Origin of the sequence: Kitasatospora sp. NPDC086801 (assembly GCF_044745805.1) — a bacterium.
Lineage (GTDB): Bacteria > Actinomycetota > Actinomycetes > Streptomycetales > Streptomycetaceae > Kitasatospora.
The window spans coordinates 152,423-172,371 of the sequence record NZ_JBIVAX010000015.1 but is presented as its reverse complement, the minus strand read 5'-3'; the positions used below and the strand labels follow the sequence as shown (position 1 = coordinate 172,371).

12 protein-coding genes are annotated in these 19,949 nt (G+C 71.8%); 1 reads left to right on the top strand and 11 read right to left on the bottom strand.

Going from position 1 to position 19,949, the window contains the following annotated elements:
- Positions 1–362: 362 nt before the first annotated feature.
- From ACIPLC_RS18735 to ACIPLC_RS18720, 4 genes are all read right to left on the bottom strand, one after another.
- On the bottom strand, positions 363–1,769 hold the full coding sequence (locus tag ACIPLC_RS18735; protein WP_400474095.1) for an IS1380 family transposase: 1,407 nt from the start codon (positions 1,767–1,769) through the stop codon (positions 363–365).
- Positions 1,770–1,853: 84 nt separating this feature from the next.
- A complete protein-coding gene (locus ACIPLC_RS18730; protein ID WP_400474094.1) occupies positions 1,854–2,390 on the bottom strand; it encodes an endonuclease NucS domain-containing protein in 537 nt (178 codons plus the stop codon).
- Positions 2,391–2,497: 107 nt separating this feature from the next.
- On the bottom strand, positions 2,498–2,728 hold the full coding sequence (locus ACIPLC_RS18725) for a hypothetical protein (protein ID WP_400474093.1): 231 nt from the start codon (positions 2,726–2,728) through the stop codon (positions 2,498–2,500).
- A 130-nt stretch (positions 2,729–2,858) separates the two neighbouring features.
- Entirely contained in the window at positions 2,859–3,026 is a 168-nt protein-coding gene (locus tag ACIPLC_RS18720; protein WP_400474092.1) for a hypothetical protein, read from the bottom strand.
- A 220-nt stretch (positions 3,027–3,246) separates the two neighbouring features.
- Here ACIPLC_RS18720 and ACIPLC_RS18715 point away from each other — a divergent pair, with 220 nt between their 5' ends.
- Positions 3,247–6,642, top strand: a complete 3,396-nt coding sequence (locus ACIPLC_RS18715; protein ID WP_400474091.1) for a hypothetical protein — start codon at positions 3,247–3,249, stop codon at positions 6,640–6,642.
- Between the two features lie 629 nt (positions 6,643–7,271).
- Here ACIPLC_RS18715 and ACIPLC_RS18710 read toward each other — a convergent pair.
- From ACIPLC_RS18710 to ACIPLC_RS18680, 7 genes are all read right to left on the bottom strand, one after another.
- Positions 7,272–7,871: a DUF1963 domain-containing protein gene (locus ACIPLC_RS18710; protein ID WP_400474090.1), complete on the bottom strand. Its 600-nt coding sequence runs from the start codon at positions 7,869–7,871 to the stop codon at positions 7,272–7,274.
- A 118-nt stretch (positions 7,872–7,989) separates the two neighbouring features.
- A complete protein-coding gene (locus ACIPLC_RS18705; RefSeq protein WP_400474089.1) occupies positions 7,990–8,748 on the bottom strand; it encodes a thioesterase II family protein in 759 nt (252 codons plus the stop codon).
- A 54-nt stretch (positions 8,749–8,802) separates the two neighbouring features.
- Positions 8,803–10,038, bottom strand: coding sequence for a cytochrome P450 (locus ACIPLC_RS18700; RefSeq protein ID WP_400474088.1), 1,236 nt, complete (start codon positions 10,036–10,038; stop codon positions 8,803–8,805).
- Positions 10,035–12,113 carry an amino acid adenylation domain-containing protein gene (locus ACIPLC_RS18695; protein WP_400474087.1) on the bottom strand — a complete coding sequence of 693 codons (2,079 nt, stop codon included), beginning with the start codon at positions 12,111–12,113 and terminating at the stop codon, positions 10,035–10,037. The genes ACIPLC_RS18700 and ACIPLC_RS18695 overlap by 4 nt, the downstream gene beginning before the upstream one ends.
- 4 nt (positions 12,114–12,117) lie before the next feature.
- Positions 12,118–12,570, bottom strand: coding sequence for a nuclear transport factor 2 family protein (locus ACIPLC_RS18690; protein ID WP_400474086.1), 453 nt, complete (start codon positions 12,568–12,570; stop codon positions 12,118–12,120).
- A 25-nt stretch (positions 12,571–12,595) separates the two neighbouring features.
- Positions 12,596–15,742: an amino acid adenylation domain-containing protein gene (locus tag ACIPLC_RS18685; protein ID WP_400474085.1), complete on the bottom strand. Its 3,147-nt coding sequence runs from the start codon at positions 15,740–15,742 to the stop codon at positions 12,596–12,598.
- Entirely contained in the window at positions 15,739–19,914 is a 4,176-nt protein-coding gene (locus ACIPLC_RS18680; protein ID WP_400474084.1) for an amino acid adenylation domain-containing protein, read from the bottom strand. Before ACIPLC_RS18680 ends, ACIPLC_RS18685 begins: the two co-directional genes overlap by 4 nt.
- Positions 19,915–19,949 lie beyond the last annotated feature (35 nt).

Genomic DNA, 19,949 nt, shown 5'->3' with positions numbered 1-19,949 from the left:
CGCCACAACGCCACCGCGTCCGCCCGGAACTCCGGGGTGTACTTCCGCCCTGCCATATGAACCATCTTCCCGGACCATCAAGATCCGCCATCAGACTGTCCACATCACAGGGGTCACCTCAGCATCACGTGCCCCCAGGGCCGGGGACAGAACGAGACCACCCGAGCATGCCTTCCCACATGCGGGATCCGGTCCTGTTATGTGTTAGCCTCCGTGTTTTGGTTCGCGTCGGCTGATCTGGGGTGATCCCTGTGTCGAAGGTCGCGGGGCTGCCGTCGGATGTTGGGCATGCCGAGGGCCCGGCGCGATGGCCGGGTGCTCCTGGGTCCTGGGTCGTTGGTGGTCAGGGGCGGCTTCGTCTGTCAGGTGGCCGGTCGGGGTAGTGCCACCAGGCGGCTGAACGCCGCGGTCAGTTCGTGACGCCAGGGCCAGGTGGCGGCGATCCGTAGGCGTAGGCGGCGGGCTCCGCGCGTGATCCGGGCGGCAGCGTGCAGAAGGCGGTAGCGGAGCTTCTTGGGCTCAGCGGTGGCCAGCTCGCCGTCCAGCAGCAGGGTTCGCGTCCAGGCCAGCAGGTCGATCGCGGTCAGGGACAGTTCCAGCCAGGCCTGGTTGATGGCGAAGTGGCGGGAGGGGAAGCGGCCGAAGCCGGTGGTCTTGCCGCAGCGGATGTGGTCCTCGACCCGGGCGTGAGCCCGGTGGCGGACCTCCAGGTACTGGATCGAACCGCCGCCGGCGAGGGGCGTATCGGTGAGGAAGACCTGGTGGCGCATGCCTTCGTCCTGGTCGAACAGCGACAACTGGGCGCCCGGATGGGGACGCTCGCGGCGGACGATGATGCGGGTGCCGTCCGGGTATCCGGTGAGGTCGACCAGGCCGGACAGCTCAGCGACCTCGGCGCCGGCACGAAGGGCCCCGTCCTGCTCCAGTGCGGGATGCCAGGCCTGGTCGGGCAGGACTCGGATGGCCTTGCGGACCTGTTCGGTGACGGCGTGCCCGACGGAGAAGGTGGTCTGGATCCCGCGTTGTCGCAGGGCGCGTAGGTGGGCGAGGAAGGCTTTCGCGCTGCCCGCGCTGTCGGCGCGGATGAGGACCGGGGTGCCGTGTCGGTGGGCGTCGGGAATCTGCGCGAGGGCTTGATCGAGGACGGTGATGTGGTCGGCTGCGGTGTTCGCCCCGGCGTTGCCCGGCCGCAGGACGCCCGCGAGGGCCTCTCCGGTGTTGTCCAGGAAGCAGAGCATCGGGTGGTAGCCGAAGCCGCGTTTGTAGGTGGCGGCGGACTGTTCCTTCTCGGAGTGGCAGGTGACCAGGGTGGCGTCGATGTCCAGGACCAGGCCCGGTAGTTCACGCCCTCCGGCATGTGATGGGGGTATGGGGTGGGCGGTCTCGTCCGCTTGCAGCCAGGCGACCTCGCGGGTCCTGGCCCTGGCTGCCCGCAGTGCGTTCAGGGCGGCGGCGTCGATACCGGCCAGCACTCGCCAGGCGGTCGGGGTGGAGGCGACGGGGCCGAACACGTCGCGCTGGTCGCGCAGCACGGCCAGATCGGCGATCGCCTCGCCTCCGTCGGCGAGCATCACCGCCAGGTCCACCGCGACGCGGCCGGGATCATGCCCGGTCCTGCGCGGCCGCAACCGGTGCAGGGCATCGCTGAATGCGCTGGTCAGCGAGGTGGCGTCGGCCAGATCCGCGAGCAGACGCGAGCCGGCGTGATTGACCACCCCCTGCCCGTCGGCGCTGACGACGAGCTTGGGCCGTGACCGGGTAGTGTGCACGCAGAAAGTGCCTTCCTGCTGGTACGACTGGGACCTTAGACAAGCCTCATCGTTGCAGCTCAGAAGGCACTTTCGCTTTTCCGATCATGATCCGGACGCGACCCCGGATGAAACGCGCAGGCTAAGCGGCATTGGGTCTTGGAGCGTCGCGTAGAGGTAAATGCCATGCACCGGCGTGACGTACTGTTCCGGCGACGAGGGAAGCAGCGCGACGCGCTCTGCGCTCAGTGTCCGGTCGTCATGTACCTGGAGTTCGTAGTCGCGAAGGTCATGGTTCCAGTCCCGGGCCATGTTGCTGACCGGCACGAGCAGTTCGCGCCAGTCGGTCGACACGATAAGGGCACGGATGCGGCCAGGCGCGACCTGCTTGTCACGCTGGAGCAGCTCAGCGTACTTCGCGACCTCGTGCAACGCCTCACGCGACGTGGACGTCGCACGCTTCAACTCGATGATTACCCACAGGCCGTGTCGATCGCGAGCGAGGATGTCAATCCAACCCCTCGTACGGAGCGGCGCGTCGCTCAGCGCAAACTCGCAGCGGACCAGGGCCAGTCCTGATTCGAGAACGTCCAGCAGTTCCGCCAAGAAGTCCCGGAGCTGATGTTCGAGTAACGCGGTCATGAGCGAAGACAGTAGCGGGCTGACAAGGAGCCCGAGGCAGCGGCAACTCGCCCCCGCCGACGCTGCTTGTCATCCTGGCTGGGGTGACGACCCTCTGGCTGCGAACTCTAGTGGTGTGAGCGCGGGCTTGGGAGCTCGATAGGCCCGGCGGAGGTGAGGGCGCGGTCGACGGCGTCGCGGGCGGCCTGGGTGGTGAGGTGGCCGTGGATGTTCGCGGTGGTGGACAGGGTTGCGTGCCGGAGCGTCTTGGAGACCACCGTGAGGGGGACGCCGACGGTGATGGAGATGGTCGCGGCGAGGTCGTGGACGGTGGCCCGGGGGCGCCGAACTCGCTGCACAGGTAGTGGAAATGTCTGAGGACGAAGGCCGGGTGGCGGGGGCCCAGCACTCGGTCGCCCGCCGGTGGACAGCGGTGGAGCCCAGCCGATTGTAGGCCCGCCGCTGGCATAGGACCGGCCACAGGCCTCGTCAGCGGGTGCGGGTCCACCAGTTGACGAGGTCCAAGACCACCGTTGGGAGGACAGCGGCCAGCCCGAGGACAAGCCGACGCATCGCCAGCTCCCAGATCGAGGCGGTGCGCGGGGCAGGCTTGCGGACGGAGGGCTGGTCGGTTCGGGGCTGGAAGGTAAGGCTCATGGGAAGTCTCCTTGGTAGACGCGGGGTTTGGTCTGCCGGGCCCGGCGGGATTGAACTCTGCCGCTAGCGGTGCACCGCCGTCCGAGGTCGCGGGTGCATCGGGCAGACCGAGGCTCTACGCTGCTGGTGACGCGTCTGTCGGCCCGCTGCCCGCTGTGCCCGAAGCGGGCAGCACCGGCCGGCGCCAGTGGCGGGAGCGAGAGGGGCGACCCAGGTGGGTGTGGAGCAGGACGCGCTGTACGGGCGCCTTCGCAGGCTGCAGGCAACTGCCCGCAAAGCCAGGCGGGCCCAGCAGCGGCCCTACAGCCAAGTTGCCCTGGAGAAAGAGGTACGCAGGAGCGGTCACCCGGGCGCCGAACAGTTCGTTGGCAAGCGGGTCAGCGACTGGGCGCCGGATGACCAGGACAAGTTCAAAGTGCCGCAGGTGGGGAGCGATGACGCCGTATTGGCCCTAGTCTGCGTCTGGTCCATGTGGGCAGGCGAGAAGCTGGACACGCGCGAGTGGCGCAAGCTGTTGGAGTCGGCCCGCACCGAGCACGTCGCGGAACGCGATTCCCGCAGGGCCAGCACCGCCGCCCGCCCCGAGGCGCCGCACGAGGACTCCCTGCTCAGCGTCGGGCCGACGCTGCTGGAGGTCCACCCTGCTGTCCTGCCCGGCACAGGCAGCGCACAGCACCCGTTGCTCACCCCGTACCTGTCACGCAGTCATGACACGCTGCTGCGCCAAGTGCTCGCCCCGGCCCTGGAGGCCGAACTGTCCGTGCTGGTGATGCTGACCGGAGAGTCCTCGACCGGCAAGACCCGCGCCAACTACGAGGCCGTCCTGGAGCTTGCGCCCGCCCGGCCACTGCTGCGCCCCGCTACCGCTGACGACCTGCTTGCTCTTGTGGCGGATGGTCGGATCACCACCGGGACGGTGCTGTGGCTGAACGAAAGCCAGCGGTTCTTCTACGACTCTGCCGGCGCGCGGGCGGCTGCGGCCCTGCGCGGGTTGCTGGAGCGGCAGCCCGGCATCGTAGCCGTGGGAACCCTGTGGCAGGACCCCTACTGGGACGAGCTCACCAGGCAGGGAGTGTCCGGGGACCCAAACGCCCAAGCGCGCGCACTGCTCACCGGGCCACACACCCGTCGGATCGCGGTGGCCGCCGAGCTGTCGCAGGATGACCGAGCTGCCTGGCAGGTGCTGGCTCGACAGCACTCGGACGACCGGCTGAGCCGCGCTCTCGCGGCCGGTGTCAATGACGGACGAGTGGTGCAGCACCTCTCTGGAGGGCCGGAGTTGCTGGCGGCATACCTGGATGGTCCTGGTCACTCCTTCACCCATACCGAACACGCGCTGCTCACCGCAGCACTGGATGCCCGCCGGCTCGGCCACAAGTCGCCGCTTCCCGCCATGCTGCTGGCCGACGCTGCAGACGGCACACTGTCCGCCCGGCACCGCTCCGAGGATCCGGCCTGGGCGCAGCACGCACTGTCCGCTCTCAGCAAGGGAGTTCGTGCGGACGGCAGCCGCACTGACATCCGGTGTGCGCTCTCCGCGCTGACAGCCCTACGCGCCCGTTCCGGAACCACAGCCGTCTACGACCCCGCCGACTACCTGGACCAGCACATCCGGAGTCAGCACGCCGACCAGTTGGGCAGCACGGCTCTGTGGGATGCCATGCTCAGGCACACCGCGGCGGCCGACGATCTGCACCGAATCGGGTCCGCGGCCCGCTCGCGTGGACTGACGAAGCTGGCGGTCCAGTTCGAGATCAGGTCCATCATGGCCGGTGACCCAGTTTTCGTCCGCCGCCTGTTCGACGACATCTCCAGCTTCGGCGACCCTCAAGGCGACGGCCTTCGCTGGATCGCGGAGCAAGTCGACCCCACTGATCGGGACGCAGTGAGCCGACTGCTGCACGACACGCGGGCGAGGGAAGCGCCCGAGGTACGCGCGAGGCTGCTGAGCCGGATTGTTTCGGGGGCCCCGCATGGAGATCTGCGTCGCATCGGTCGGGTACTCGACGTGTTGCGAGCCGAAGGCGAAGGAGAGGCGGTAGCCGGAGTCCTCTCCCAGATCGTTGCAGCGCTCGATCCGGCCAACGGTACTGCGGTGGTTGAGTTTCTGGACGTTCTGGTGGAGCTTCGAGAAGGGCCCAGTGCCACGCAGATTCCGTCGCGCCGCGAGATGCTCATGAGGATGCCCCCTCTCGAAGGGTACGAGTTGTCGCAGGAGCTGCGGGCCGTCGCTGCCGAGGCGCTGGCCGCGCTCCTGGCCCGTGGCGCAGTAGCCGAGGTTGACCTGTCGGAACCACGGAATGTTGCCATGATGCTCCGTCATCTGCGCATCGCAGGAGCGGAGGAGGCAGTTGCCGAGCTACTGGCCCGTGATCCGGCCTCGCACGTCGACCTCGGCCAGGCTGCCGAAGTCGGCCTGCTGTGCGCCGAGTTGGCTACCTCAGGGGCGAGCGAGGCCGCCGATGTGTTGCTGGCGCGCGACCCCGCAGCCCACGTCGACCTCGCCTGTCCGTACTCCGTGGCGCGGGCCCTGGACGCCTTCAGAGCCGCGGGCGCAGACGAGGCCGTGGCGGCTCTGCTCGCTCGCAACCCGGCCTCGCACGTCAACCTCAACCATCCGCTGGACATCGCCGAACTCCTCAGGTCCCTCCGCGAGGCCGATGCGCAGGCCAGCCTCGCGGCACTGCTGGCACGCAGCCCCGAGCAGCACCTCCCGCTGGACATGCTCGACTCGGACAACTACAGCTTCTCCGTCCTGCTGGACGAGTTGCACGCCGCTGGAGCCGACGCATCAGCAGCCGCGCTGCAAGCTCGGGGCGCATCGCTCCTGCTGTCTATCAGCCGCACGGATCTCGGCGCCTTCGTGGAAGCGCTGGACGAACTGCGCGACATCTTCTCGGACGAGGCCATGGCTGCCTTGCTGGCCCGGATTCCCATCGACGCTCTTGACCTCAGCGACCCTCGCCCCGTCGCACAGCTGATGCATACCCTCCGTAACAGCATGTCGTTCACAGCCCTGGATGCCTTGCTGGCCCGTGACCCCGGCGCCTGCGCCGACATCTCTGAGGCGGAGCACTTCGAGGACCTCGAGTGGGCCCTTGAGGTGTGGGACTGCCACGAGGCGGCGGACGCCATGAGAGTTCGAGCGGCTGCGCACGCTGATCTCAGTAATACCTACCAGGTGGCGGGACTCATTGGCCGGTTCCGGCAGGAGGCCAAGCCCGAGGCCTTGGCCATCCTGCTCGCCCGTGATCCCGCGGCCCATGTTGAGCTCACCGCCCCGAGCGCTGTGGCCCGGCTGCTGAATGAGCTGCGATACGCCGGCGCTGAGGCGGCAACGGCCACCCTGCTGGCCCGCGACCCCGCCGCCAAGGCCGACCTGTCCTCACCCCTCACCAGAGTCGGCCCCTTGGTGAAGGAGTTGCGCTTGGCCGGCTTCGAGGAGGCGGCTCATCGGCTCGCCCGCCGCGCCGAGAACGCGGGCCTCGACAAACCCGAGGGCATCCCCCTCCACGGTCGAGAGCCGGACGGCAGCCCAACGCCTCCCTGGACATGGGACGGTGTTCTCCGGGAGACGCTGCGCCAATTCAGCGATCTGGCCTTGTCGGTTGGGTAGGCCCAGGCTCACAACCGGTATATCCGCGTGCCGAGCGCGATGGCGAGAGGTCACCGCGGCCGCCGTGTCGTTGGGCCGGGGGCCCGCTCGTAGGCGGCCTGGTCCGCCACGGTGGTGCGGCAGTGCTTCTGACCGCCGTGGCGGGCGACGTGGGAGCAGCGCTGACCTCTCGCCCAACCAGCGCCGATCCGGAGCGGGGCCTGTGGAGGCCGTCCCGCGTCGCAGGGTCGTAGCTGGGGGAGTGGCGGGTTGCGCTTCCCTAGGCCACGGATGACGCAGTGCCAGGGCCAGCAGCGGGACGGCGACGGCCGCGTGGATCACCGGGAGGACGAGGTACGTTCCGCGCCAGCCGAGGTGGTCGGCGAGGCCAGCGGTGATCGGGGGCGGGGCCGAGCCAGCGTCAGCCGGTTTGCCGTGCGCCGCGGTTGTCAGGTAACCGTCCACCGAGCCGGGTCCGTAGAGGTCGAGGAACGCCTTGAAGTCGGCCGGCAGCCGGCAGCCGAGGTACCGCTCGCTGGCCTCCCAGATCGCGGGCCTGGCCCAGCCCCAGCACAGGGGTTCCCCGAGCTGCACGCGGAGCTGCTCCAGCGTGGTTTGGCCCTCCAGGTGGGGGCGGGCGCTTGCTGCGGTCAGCACTGCCACAGGAACACGGCTTGTGTGCAGGGCTCGCACGCGAAGGCGTATGCCTCGCCGCGACCGCCGAAGTTCATCGCTGTGGCGTGGTCCCGTTCCTCCTTGAGCTGGACGACGAGCCTCATTTGCCGCGCGCAGGTCTGGCAGGCAGGGGTTTCGTCGTTCTGCAGCCAGGCGGGCTGCCCGCCGAGTTGGCCGAGGACGTCCAGAGGAGCCCGGCCCGGCTGGCCCGCCCACTCGTTGCAGGCCTGGCCGTAGTCCGCTGCCGTCGACGGCATCTCGTACGCCACGGCGCTCACCGCGCCGAGCAGGACCGGCTCCTGGTCGTCTTCCTCATCCAGCGTGGGCACCGGGATCGGCTGGAGCGCGGCCGCAGGGAAGACCAGTGCTCGATTGCCGCCCGCCTGCGGATCCCACTCCTCGCACATGCCCGGATCGTTCTGGCACATGAACAGGGCGAGTACGTCCCGCCCCTCGGCGGTGCCCTGGCCCGCGTGGCGGCCAAGGTCGTCCAGGAGTACCTGGGCGAGGAACTGCATCGGTCCGTCGCAGGTGGCGTACTGCGGCCAGGTAGTCCCGGCCGGGGCCAGCGGCACGCCGCCGGTGCGGGTGATCGCGCCCGGACGCTCTCGGGCCGGTCGGGCTGGTGATGCCGCCCGGAAGGACGGTGGGGAGGCGGGTGGGAGGCGGGCCGGTGGGCCGGTGGGGCCGGTGTCAGGGGGTGTGGGGGCGGGTGGGCCTCAGATCCGCGGTCAGGAGCGTCAGGAGCTCCGCCGGTGCCTCGATGAAGCGGTAGTGGCCTCCCTCCAGGAGTTCGAACGTCGCTTCGCCGCAGGCCGACCAGCCGGTCATCAGTGAGGGTGCGATGCCCGTGTCGTCGGTCCAGCCGATGGCGGTGATCGGGCACGGCAGCCGGACCGGCTCGGCCACGTGGTACCGCTTGTTCATGTCGACGTCGTTCCGCAGGACGCCGAGGTAGAGCGCGAGCAGGCTCGGTTCCAGGGTGCCGCCCAGTTCCGTGACGAGCTGGCGCAGTTCGCCGGCCAGCTCGTCGTCGTCCATGCCGAGGAAGCGGCCGTAGGGGCCGTCCTGCGGCGCGACCTCGGCGGAGACGAACACCCGGGTCGGGGCGGGGCAGCCCCTTTGGACCAGCCGTACGGCGGTCTCGTACGCCGCCAACGCGGAGCCGCAGTGCCCGAACAGTGCGTAGGGACGGTCCAGGTAGGGGCGCAGCGCTTCGCAGAGGTCGTCGGCCATCGCCTCGTAGGTGGTGTGGGCGGGTTCGCGCATCCGGTTCTCCCGGCCCGGCAGTTGCACGGGGCAGACCTCGACGCCGTCGACCGATGACGGCCAGTGGCGGTACATGCTCGCTCCGCACCCGGAGTAGGGCAGGCAGAACAGCCGTGCCGGTGCCACCGGCGACGGCTCGCGCAGGAACCACTTGTTGCGGGTACGGGCCGTCGGAGCGTCCACTGATGACCTTCCGGGTGGGGTTTCTTCTCGGGTGCGGCTGCGGTGGTGCACGCCCTAGCGGGTCCGTGCGGTGATCGGCAGGTGCGTGAAGCCCGCGATGATGTTCGAGCGCATGCGCCGCGGCGGCCCGGCGAGTTCGAAGCCGGTGAACCGGCCGAGCAGTTCGGCGAACAGGATCCGCAGGGCCACCCGTGCGACGGTGTGTCCGATGCAGTAGTGCGCGCCGACGCCGAACGCGATGTGCTTGTTGGGGCGCCGTCGGATGTCGAAGGTGTCCGGGTCGGTGAACACGGTCTCGTCGCGGTTGGCCGACCCCAGCCACACGACGACCGCGGCCCCCGCGGGGATCGGCACACCCCGGATCTCGACGTCCCGGGTGGCGTGGCGCATGAAGTGCTGGGTGGGCGAAGCCCACCGCAGGGACTCCTCCACGCCGCTGCCGAGCAGCTCCGGGTGTGCCGCCCAGTCGTCCAGGACCGCCGTCCCGGCCAGTTCGACCATCGCCGCGATCGGTGGCTGGGCGGTGGTGACGGTCGCACCGAGCAGCAGGCTGTAGCAGTTGGACACGATCTCGCCCGGCGACAGTCGGCGTCCGTCCAGGTCCATGGTGAGCAGCACGCTGATCAGGTCGTCACCCGGTGTGCGCCGACGCGCGGTGACGATGTCCTGGAAGTAGGCGAACAGTTCACGGTGGGCGGTCACGAGGGTGGCCTGTGGCCCGGCGGCGAGCTGGAACTCGGGGTCGTCCGCGGCGATGCAGGCGTGGGCGAGCCGGACGAGCCGCGGCCAGTCCTGTTCCGGTAGCGCCATCATGGTGCCGATCACCGCCATCGGCAGGGTGGCCATGGCGGCGGCGAAGTCGAACGGGCCGCCGTCGGCCAACGGCCGGAGCAGCTCGACGATGACCCGGCGGATGGCCTCCCGGTCGTTCTCCACCGTTTTGATCGACAGCGCCTGTTGCAGCGGACCGCGCAGGTGCGCGTGCCGGGGCGGGTCGGTCGCGGCCATCTGCCGGCCGCCGGCCGGGTCGCCCTTGCCGAGGAGGTTGAGCAGGGTGCCCTGTTCGGAGGTGAACGTGTCGTGGTCGCGGAGTACCCGGTTGGCCTCGGCGTAGCCGACGATCGACCAGTAGCCGATGTCGCAGACCGGCTGCCAGCTCACCGGGGCGTGGCGGCGCAGCCGTCGCCACGCCCCGTGAGCCCCGCCCGAGTGGTAGAGGTCGGGGTCGATCAGATCGACCGGCTGCGGGGCGAGGACCGGGCATCGCGGGGTCGGGGGAACCGCCGTCATCGGGGCTGCTCCTCCCGTGCCCCGCCCGCCGGGTCCCCCGTCGGGCCGTCCGTCGGGCCGTCCACCGGGCCGTCCGTCGGGCCGTCCGGGCCCGCCGTCCGCATCCGGGCGGTGAGGGCCGTCGCCAGCTCGGCGACGGTCGGCGACAGGTACAGGATCTGCGCGGGGAGGTCCACGTCGAACTCGCGCTGGGTGGCGACCAGGAGGTCGGTGGCCAGCAGGGAGTGCCCGCCGAGGTCGAAGAAGTCGTCGTCGACGCCGACCGGTTCGACGCCGAGGACGTCGCCCCACAACTCGGCCAGCCGCGTCTGCACCTCGGTGACGGGCGGGACGTACTCGTTGGCCACGTTGCGCGGTACCCGGGTGGCGGTGGGCAGGGCCCGGCGGTCGATCTTGCCGTTGCGGTTCACCGGCAGCTCGGGACGGACGAGGATCGCCCAGGGGATCAGGTAGCCCGGCAGCCTGTCCCGCAGCTCGTGGCGCAGTCGCCGACCGAGGTCGGCGTTACCCGCCGGGTCGGACTGCGCGGGCACGACGTAGGCCAGGAGCCGGGTGCCGCCCGCCGGGTCGGCCTGCGGCAGCACGACCGCGTGCCGCACCTCGGCGAGCCGTTCCAGCTCGACCTCGACGGCGCGCGGTTCGGCGCGGTAGCCCTGGACCTTGACCTGGTCGTCCGCGCGTCCGACGAACTCCAGCGTGCCGTCGGGCAGCCATCGCACGAGGTCGCCGGTCCGGTACATCCGGGCCCCTGGCTCGGTCCCGAACGGGTCGGGCAGGAACCGTTCGGCCGTTGCGGCCGGGCGCCCCAGGTAGCCGCGGGCCAGGCCCGCCCCGGCCACGTACAGTTCGCCGCACTCGCCGACGGGCACCGGCCTGAGGTCGCCGTCGAGCACGGCGACCCTGGTGCCGCTGATCGGGCGGCCGATCGGCACGCTGCGCAGCTCCGGGAGGGTGCTGCTGGTCCAGCAGGTCGTGTACGTGGTGTTCTCCGTCGGCCCGTAGCCGTTGGTGAAGAGCAGCTCCGGGTAGCGGGCCAGCAGGTGCTGGACGTGGCCCGGCGAGGCCACGTCACCCCCGGTGAGGACGTGCCGCACGTCGGCGAACGCCTCCAGGTGGGAGCTCACCATCTGGTGGAAGAGCCCGGTGGTCAGCAGCAGGACCGTCACGCGCTCGGCGCGGACGACACGCGCCACGTGCTCCAGCGTGATGGCGACCGGGGGGAAGAGGACCAGTCGGCAGCCGTTGACGAGGGGGGCCCAGATCTCGAACGTGGACGCGTCGAACGCGACCGGCGCGAGGTGGAAGAAGACGTCCTCGGCGCGGACGTCCACCCAGTCCGCACCCCGGACGAGCCGGTCGATCGCCCGGTGGGGCACGCCGACGCCCTTGGGCTCGCCGGTGGAGCCCGAGGTGTAGCTGACGTAGGCGAGCCGGTCCGGGTCGCCGGGGCGGGCCGCAGCCACCGGCCCGGTGGCCGGCTCCTGCGCCGGGCCGCCTTCCGTCACCGTGACGACGGTGTCGGGCAGCTGCTCCCCCAGGGCCTCTCCGGCGATCACCATGCCCGCGCCGGCGTCCTCGAGCAGCAGCGCGTGGCGGCCGGCCGGGTCGTCCGGTTCGAGTCCGAGGTACGCCCCGCCCGCGATGAGGACGGCGAGCAGGGCCACGATCAGCTCCGGCGACCGCGGCACCAGCACGCCCACGACGTCCTCCTGCGCCAGTCCGGCCGCTCGCAGCCGCCCGGCGAGCCGGTTGGCGCGGTCGTTGAGCTGCCGGTAGGTCAGGGTCCGTCCGTCGCAGGTGACGGCGGGCGCGTGCGGGGCCCGCTCCGCCTGTTCGGCGACCAGCTCGTGGATGGCCCGCGCGTCGAACGGTGGCCGTCCGCTGCCGACGAACGCCGGGATGTCGGAGGTGAGGACCGTCTTGGTCAACTGCTTCCCGCTTTCCTGTGCTGAAGTGTCCCCGTCGGGGTTGAACGCGCGACCGCGTGGGCCGTCGCCGTGGCCGTCGCCGTCGCGGTAGCCGTCGCGGTGGCCGCTGCGCAGCACGTGGTGCGCGGTGTCACCGGGTGCGTCCACCGCCTCAGACCGCCGGCACGTGGAAGAAGGTGTCCCGCGCGGCGATGCGGCCCTGCGGCGTCATCCGGAAGAAGTCCGCGAACCGCAGCTCGACCTCACCGCCGTCGTGCAGCACGCCGCGGAACAGGCCGTGCACCGCCACCTCGTCGTCGGTCGTGACCACGGTGGCCAGGGTGTGCACGCCGGTGCGGATCACCCGCTGGTCGCGGTAGAAGCGTTCCAGTTCGGCGTGCCCGACCATGGGTTGGTACCCGGGGCGGTGGTAGCGGGCGTCCGGGGTGAACAGGGCGACCAGCGCGGGCACGTCCCCGGCGTCGACGAGCTGGTAGTACCGGCGGACCTGGGACACCCCCAGCGCCCGGATCGCCGGGTCGGCCGGGGCCGTCAGGGGTGCCGGGGCTGTCGGGGTTGCCGGTGGTGCCGGCGTTTCGTCGGGATGGGGGAGGGTGTGGACCATGCCGAGGTGCTTCCTGTGATCGCTGTCAGAGTCGTGGACGTGGTGAGAGGCCCGGTACGGCCGCGGCGTCCGGGGCGTCCTCGAGCGCTTCGACCAGGCGCGCCGGCGTGGGTGCCTGGAACAGGGCGCCGAGGGTGAGTTCACGGCCGAACCTCACCCGCACCCGGTTGACCAGCCGGGTCGCGAGCAGGGAGTTGCCGCCCAGCGCGAAGAAACCGTCGTCGACGCCCACCGCGGGCCGGCCGAGCACCTCGGCGAACAGCGCGCACATCGTCTGCTCCGCCGGGGTTCGCGGTCCGGGCCCGGACGGTGCCGGCGCGAGGTCCGGGACGGGCAGCGCGGCCCGGTCGATCTTGCCCCTGGGGGTCAGGGGGAAGGCGTCGAGCGTGACGATCGCCGAGGGCACCATGTAGTCCGGCAGCACCGCGCAGGCGTGCTCCCGCACCGACGCCGGGTCGAGCCCCGAGTCCCCGGCCGGGACGACGTAGCCGATCAGACGCCGGCCGGGCGAGGCGCCCGGGCCGGCGACCACGGTCGCCTGGGCGACGGCGGGATGCCCGGCCAGGACCGCCTCGATCTCGCCGAGCTCGATGCGGAAGCCGTGGAGCTTGACCTGCTCGTCCGCGCGGCCGAGGAACTCGAGTTCCCCCTCGGCGTTCCAGCGGACGACGTCGCCCGTGCGGTACATCCGCTCACCCGGGTCGCCGAAGGGGCACGGCAGGAACTGGCCGGCCGTCCGGCGGGGGTCGTTCAGGTACCCGCGCGCCACGCCCGCACCAGCGACGTACAGCACGCCGGCCACCCCCGGCGGCACCGGCGACAGCGCCTCGTCCAGGACGTACACCCGCCTGTTGTCCATCGGCCGGCCGAGGGGGACGACGTCGGGCACGGCCTGACCGGGGCGCAGCACCCTGCGCGTGGTGAACGTGGTGGCCTCGGTCGGGCCGTACCCGGCGACCACCACGGAGTCCGGACACCGTGCCAGGACGCGCCGGACGGCATCGGCCGGCACGATGTCACCGCCGGTCCACACCTGGCCGACCCCGGCCAGCGTGCCGGGGGACTCCTCGGCGAACACCCGGAACAGCCCGGCCGTCAGCCACAGCGCCCCGACCCGGTGGTCGACGATGAGCCGGTGGAGGTCCGCGAGCGCCAGCTCGCCGGGCGGGGCCACGACGACCCGGCCTCCGTTGAGCAGCGGCACCCACCACTCGTAGGTCGAGGCGTCGAAGGCGTGCGGGGAGTGGGCGAGGACCCGCGGGCCGTCCTCCTCGCGCCAACAGTGCTGCGCGGTCAGGCTGATGACGTTGCGGTGGCTCAGGGCCACCCCCTTCGGGGTGCCCGTGGACCCGGAGGTGTACAGGACGCACGCCAGGTGGTCCGGGCGCAGCGGCACGACGGGGTCGGTGGCCGGATCGTCGGCGAGGCCGGGGTCGGCGTCGACGACGACGACCGGGGTGCCGTGGGACAGTGCGTGGTCCCGGGTGGCCCGGTGGGTGAGCAGCACCGACGCCCCGGTGTCCTCCAGGACGCGGCGCAGGCGGGCCGTCGGGGCCCGGGTGTCCAGCGGCACGTAGGCGCCGCCGGCCTTGCTGATCGCCAGGACCGACACCACCACGTCGGCGGAGCGTTCCATGAGCACGGCCACCGTGCTGTCGCAGCGGACCCCCAGGGCGATGAGCCGGTGGGCCAGCCGGTTGGCCCGGGCGTTCAACTCCGCGTAGGACAGGGTGGTTTTGCCGCACACCACGGCGGTCGCGTCGGGCGTGCGCGCGACCTCGGCCGCGAAGGCCAGCGGCACCGTCGGGTGCGGCAGCGGCTGCGTGGTGCGGTTGACGGCCACGATGGTCCGCTGCCGTTCCTCGGGGGTGAGGAGGTCGGGCAGACCGATCGGCCGGTCCGGGTCGGCGGCCACCGCGTCCAGGAACCGGAGGAACCGCTGCTGGTGGGCGGTGAGTTCGGCCTCGGAGTAGAGCGCGGGGTTCGCGTCGACGTCGAGCCGGGGCGCGGTGCCGTCGGAGCGGTCGTAGACGGAGAACGAGACGTCCTCGACCGGCCCGTTGGACAGGTTGTGCGCGGTGGCCCGGACGCCCGCGAAGTCCAGGTGGTAGTAGAAGGACATGATGTTGACGAGGGGCCCGAACAGGACCCGCTCCGACCGGGCCGGATCCAGCTCCCTGCGCAGGTCCTCGCTGCGGTGGCGCTGGTGCCCGCGCAGCGCGGCGACCTCCTCGGCCACCTGCCGCGCGAGTGCGGACAGGCCCTCTTCCGGGTGCACGCGCAGCCGCAGCGGCACGACGTTCGCCACCATGCCGGGGACGGCCTGCACGGAGGAGCCGGTGCGCCCGGTCACCGGCATGCTGAGCACGATGTCCCGTTCGCCGCCGAGGCGGTGGAGGTACGCGGCGACCGTTGCGGTGAACGCGCTGGGCCAGCTCGCCCCGGCGGGTCGTGCGGCCCGCCGCAGCGCGGCCACGGTGGGTGCGTCGAGGGTGCCGGTACGGCGCAGGAAGCCGTCCGAGGCGGCCGCCGAGCGGCTGGCGAGGCTGACGGGATCCGGCCGGCCGGCCAGCCGGGCCGCCCAGAACGCCCGGTCCTGTTCGGGCTGTTCCGACGCGTGGTAGGCGGCGTCGTGCGCCAGCAGAAGGCTCAGCGGCCCGAAGGCCGGCCCTGCCCCGCCCCGGCCCTCGACAAGTCTGGTGTAGGTCTTGGCGACGCGGCGCGCGATGAGCGACATGCTGAAGCCGTCGACCACGATGTGGTGGACGCGCTGGTACCAGAGGAAGCGGTCCGGCGCGATGGTGAACAGGGCCTGGCGGAACAGCGGGTCCCGGGTGAGCCCGACCGGTGTGGACAGGTCGGTGCGCATCCAGCGCTCGGCCGCCCGCAGCGGATCCGGTGTCGAGGTGAGGTCGACGTGGTCCATCGACCAGTCGGGCGACGGGGTGACGACCTGCCGGGGGCCCTCGGCACCGTCGGTGAGGCGAACGCGCAGTGACTCGGTCTCGTCCACCACGCGCCGCACGGCCGTCTCGAACAGCTCCGCGTCGATCGGCCCGGGGATGTCCACGTACTCGCCGGTGTTGTAGGCGGGGCTGCCGGGGCGCAGGTGGTGGGCGAACCAGATGCCGGACTGCGCCGACGACAACGGCAGCTCGTGTCCGTCGCTCATCCGAGCTCCTCCAGGATGGCCGACAGCGCGTCGGCGAAGGGCGCGACGTGGGGCGGCGACAGCATGTCGTGGTGGTTGCCGGGCGCCTCGACCACGCTCAACTCCCCCCGGGTGCGTTCCCGCCACCGGGCGGGGACCACGACCGGGCCGGCGAGCGTGGGGTGGGCCTCGGCGCTCGTGAACAGGTGGATCGGTGTCCGCAGCCGTGCCGTCGACCGGTAGCGTCGGGCGGCGTCGCCGTTGGTGGTGAAGACCCGTACCATGCGCCGCAGTTGTTCGGTGCGCACCCGCAGGGGAAGGCGCTCACCGGCGTGCGCGTCGTGGAGCAGCAGGGAGAGGGCGTCCTGCTCGTCGAGCCCGTCGAGCCCGTCGAGCCCGTCGAGCTCGTGGAGGTCTCCGACGGCTCCGGTGGCTCCGGTGGGCAGCCCGGAGGCGAGCGCGAACCGGGCCGTCCCGTGCGCGTCGTGGTCGTCGGACCCACCGGTGGGCCCACCGGTGGGCCCACCGGTGGACCCGTCGGTGGATCCGTCGGTGGATCCACCGGTGAACGCGGGTGCTCCGACGTCGATGATCCCGAGGAACCCCGGGGGGTTCCCCTGCTCCTCCAGCAGGCGGGCCATCTCGAAGGCGACCAGCCCGCCGAAGGACCAGCCGGCCAGCAGGTACGGGCCGTCGGGCAGTACGGACCGCAGCTCCCGCAGGTAGCGCTGTGCCTGTTCCTCGACGGTGGCCAGTGGCGGCTCGTCGGTGTTGTAGCCGACGGCCTCCAGGCCGTAGACGGGCCGGCCGCCGGTGAGGGGTTCGGCGTGCCGTTCGGTGCCTGCTGCGGTACCTGGTCCGGTGCCTGCTGCGGTGCCTGGTTCGGTGAGGCGTTCGGTGAGGTGCTCGGCCAGGTGGAGGAAGGAGCACACGTCGCCGCTCTGCGGGTGCACCAGGATCAGCGGCGCCCTGCGGCGGTCTCCGTTGGCCAGCGGAACCACGAGCCGGCGCAGGGCCTGCGACGCGTTGGGCAGTTCCGCGCACAGACCCTCGACGGTGGGATGGCGGAACACCGTGTTCAGCGCCACGGTGACCCCCCACTCCCGCCGGATCGCCTCCACGAGCTCGACCGCCTTGAGGGAATGCCCGCCCAGGGCGAAGAAGTCGTCCCGGACGCCGACCCGCGGGGTGCCCAGCACGCGCTCCCAGATCCTGGTCATCAGGAGTTCCAGCAGGTCCCGCGGCGGTAGCCCGCCCGCCTCGTGGCCGTGGCGGGCGGGCGCGGGCAGGGCCCCGCGATCCACCTTGCCGTTCGTGGTCAACGGGATCCGGTCGAGTGCGGTCAGCGTCGTGGGCACCATGAACTCGGGCAGGGTCTCGCGCAGGGAGCGCCGCAGGATCGCCAGGTCACCGGGGCGGTCCTGCCACACCAGGTAGCCGGCCAGTTCGGCGTCCGTCCCGCCGCCCCGCACCGTCACCGCGGCCCTGGCGACACCGGGCTGCGCGCACAGCGCGGCCTCGATCTCGCCCAGCTCGATGCGGTATCCCCGGATCTTCACCTGCTCGTCGGTGCGGCCGAGGAAGACGAGGCTGCCGTCCGGCAGGTACCGCGCCAGGTCGCCGGTCCGGTACAGCCGGCCGCCGTCGGCACCGAACGGATCGGGCACGAAGCGCTCGGCGGTCAGCCCCGGCCGGTTGGCGTACCCGCGGGTGACGCCGACCCCGCCGATGTGGATCTCACCCGGCACGCCGACGGGCACCGGGGCGCCGGCCGGGTCCAGCAGGTAGATCCGGAGGTTGCCGAGCGGCCGGCCGATCGGCACGGACCCTCCCGGCCGGGCCAGGTCCCGTTCGGCGTCCACCCGCCGGGTGACGCAGCCGACGGACGCCTCGGTGGGACCGTAGCCGTTCCACAGCGTGGAGACCCGGTCGAGGAGCCGCCGGGCCAGGGCGGGCTGGAGCGGTTCGCCCACGCAGATCGCCTGGAACCGGCCGCCCTGCCATCCGCCGTCCAGCAGCAGGAGCCAGGTGGCCGGTGTGGCCATGAGCGTGGTGACGCCGAACTCGCGCATCATCTCCGTCAGGCGCGGGCCGTCGACCGCGACCTCCGACGGGGCGATCACCACGCTCGCGCCCCAGGCCAGGGGCATGAGCACCTGGGGGACGATGACGTCGAAGGAGATCGAGGCCACCGAGGCGACGACATCGGCCTCGCCGAGGTCCAGCTGTCGGCCGCGGACCACCAGGTAGTTGACCACGCCCTCGTGCGGGACCAGCACGGCCTTGGGGCGGCCGGTCGAACCGGAGGTGTAGATCGAGTACGCCAGGTCGGCGGGCGTCGCGAGCGGTGGCAGCCGGTCCTCGGGCAGGGCCGCGATGAGCCCGGCCTCGTCGTCCGTCCACACCGTCGCGGCGCCGTGCCGCGGCAGCCGGTCGGCCAGGGAGCGCTGGGTGAGCAGCAGCGGCACTTCGGCGTCGGCGAGCATGAACGACATGCGCTGCGCCGGGAGGTCCGGGTCCAGCGGCAGGTAGGCGGCGCCCGACTTGAGGACGGCCAGCAGGGCCACGACCAGGTCCGCCGAGCGCGGCAGGCACACGCCGACCAGGCGTTCCGGCCGCGCTCCCCGGGCTCGCAGGTGCCGGGCCAACCGGTTGGCCCGGCAGTCGAGTTCCCGGTAGGTCAGCCGCTGGGCACCGCAGCGGACCGCCACCGCGTCGGGGGTCAGCCGGGCCTGTTCCTCGATCAGCTCGTGGACGCAGAGGTCCGCGGGAAAGGGTTCGTCGGTGGCGTTGGCGGCCACCAGCAGTGCTTCGCGCTCGGCCTCGGTGAGCAGGTCCAGGCGCGAGACGGGGCGGTCGGGATCGCCGGCCGCGGCGTCCAGCAGCCGGAGGTAGTGGCCGACCAGCCGTTCCACGCTCGCGCGGTCGAACAGATCGGTGTCGAAGGCCACCGTCCCGGTGGTGCCGGCTGTCCCGGTCGTGCTGGTCGTGGCGGTCGTGGCGGTCGTGGCGGTCGTGCTGGTCGTGGCGGCCGGCCGGTCGGCTATCACCAGGCTGAGGTCGACCTTGGCCGTGCCGTTGTCGACCTCGATCTGTTCGACCTCCGCCCCCACCAGCCGGAGGGAGGCGGTCGGGTCGGACAGGCCGGCGAACATCACCTGGAACAGCGGGTTGCGGTCGAGACCGCGGGCCGGCCGCAGCTCCTGCACCAGCCGTTCGAACGGCACGTCCTGGTGCGCGTAGGCGTCCACGGCGGTCCGGCGGACCCGGTCGAGCAGCTCGGCGAAGCTCGGATCGCCCGAGAGGTCGGTGCGGATGACCACGGTGTTGATGAACGAGCCCACCAGTGGGTCGAGTTCCGGACGGGTCCGGCCCGCGACCGGGGTGCCGACCGCCACGTCGGACTGCCCGCTGTAGCGGGCGAGCAGGGCCTGGAACGCGGCGAGCAGCGTCATGAACATCGTCGCGCCGTGCCGCCGGCCCAACAGCCGCAACCGCCCGGCCAGTTCCTCGGGCACCGTGAAGGTGATCCGCTCGCCCCGGCCCGCGCGGACCGGGCCGCGCGGACGGTCGGTGGGCAGGTCCAGCGGCGAGAGCCCGGACAACTGTGCGCTCCAGTAGTCCAGTTGGCGCTGGAGACGGTCTCCGGAGAGCCGGGCCCGCTGCCAGTGGGCGAAGTCCGCGTACTGGATCCGCAAGGGGGGCAGCTCGTGCTCGCGACCTTCCAACCGGCTCCGGTACATCGCCGACAGGTCGTCCCACAGCAGCGGCATCGACCAGCCGTCGACCGCGATGTGGTGGACGACCACCACCAGGACGTGTTCGTCCTCGCCGACCCGCAGCAGTGATGCGCGCAGCAGCGGGGCGGTGGCCAGGTCGAACGGGCGCAGGATCTCGGAGTGAACGAGATCGAGGGCCAGCTGCGTCCGGCGTTCCGCGGGCTCGGTCCGGAGGTCCGTGACGGGCAGGTCGAGCGGCCGGGCCGGCTCGACCGAGGGGCGGGGGAGCCCGTCCTGCTCGGGGAAGGCGGTGCGCAGGACTTCGTGGCGCCGCACCAGCTCGGTGAGACTGTGGCCGAGGGCGGCCACGTCCAGCGGGCCGTGCAGTCGGAAGACCTCGTGGACGTTGTACATCGCGGTTCCGTCGGACAGCTGCTCGATCAGCCACATGCGTTCCTGGGTGAACGACGTCACCTGCGCACCCTCGGGGCGGGGTGGGACCGCGGCCT